Origin of the sequence: Mesorhizobium sp. M2A.F.Ca.ET.042.01.1.1, from assembly GCF_003997405.1 — a bacterium.
Classification (GTDB): Bacteria; Pseudomonadota; Alphaproteobacteria; order Rhizobiales; family Rhizobiaceae; genus Mesorhizobium.
On sequence record NZ_RZRX01000582.1, the window covers coordinates 1 to 1,091 of the forward strand.

A 1,091-nucleotide genomic window follows, 5' to 3' on the forward strand; every position below is an offset into this window, starting at 1 on the left:
GCTGCCGACGGTGCAGAAAAGCGCTGCGACGAAACGCGGCTGGATGACGATTTCAGCCAGCGGCCGGGCATCGCTTGCAGCGGTTTCGGCGACGGTGTTGGTCGTTGAAGACACACGCAGGAACGACAGGACAAGCGCGCCAACCGCCGCAAGCGGCAGGATCGAAGCAAAGGATCCCGCGAACATGACCGGGGCCAGCAGTTCGCGGGTGTAAATGACGATCTGCGGCCCGAGGATGGCCGTGACGATGCCGCCCGCTAGCACAAAGGAGATGGCGCGCGCCTTGAATTGGGGCGGCGCGTTGTCGGCGGCCGCGAAGCGAAACTGCTGCACGAAGGCGCCGCCGAGGCCGATCACGCAAAGGCCGAAGGCAAACAGCCAAAAGCTCGCCTGGAAGAGCGCTAGCGTCGCGATCAGGCCGCCGAGCGCGGTGACCACGGCGCCGGTCATGAAGCCGCCGCGATAGCCGAGGCTGCGGATGATGGCGGCGGCCGGCAAGGCTCCGAGCGCCACGCCGAGATTGAAGCCGGTGATCGGCGCCGTCGCGAGAGACTTGTCGGGACCGAGCAGGTATTGCCCGGCCAGCGCGCCGAGCGAAATGGCGATCGGAGCGGCCGAACCGACGATCGCCTGCGCGGCGGCAAGCAGGACGGCTGTGCGGCGCCCTTCCCTGCCGGTCGCGGCGACCGCAGCCGTTGCGGTCGTCACGAGGCGTCCTTGCCGCGCCCCTCGCCGCGAACCCGGCGCGAGACGCGATCGAGAACGGCATTCACCAGCTTGGGTTCGTCTTCCTCGTAAAAAGCTTTTGCGATGTCGACATATTCGGACACGATCACGGCCACCGGCACGTCCTCGCGCTTCATCAATTCGTAGACGCCGGCGCGCAGGATGGCGCGCAGCGTCGAATCCAGCCGCGACAGCGGCCAGTCCTCGGTCAGCGCCTGGCGGATGACGGGGTCGATGGTCTTCTGGTTTTCGACGACGCCGATCAGGATGGCGCGGAACCATTGCGCGTCCGCCTCGCGGTAGAGCGCGCCATCGACTTCCTTGCCGAGGCGGAAGGCCTCATATTCGGCCGTGATCTCGAAGAC

The 1,091-nt window shown here is 66.8% G+C and carries 2 protein-coding genes; both read right to left on the reverse strand.

What is annotated here, in order from left to right:
- The coding region (locus tag EOA23_RS34985) for an MFS transporter (protein WP_127307343.1) at positions 1-708 on the reverse strand (708 nt) is incomplete at its 3' end.
- On the reverse strand, positions 705-1,091 hold a 387-nt coding region (gene nusB / locus EOA23_RS34990; RefSeq protein ID WP_127307344.1), incomplete at its 5' end, for a transcription antitermination factor NusB. The genes EOA23_RS34985 and nusB, both read right to left, overlap by 4 nt.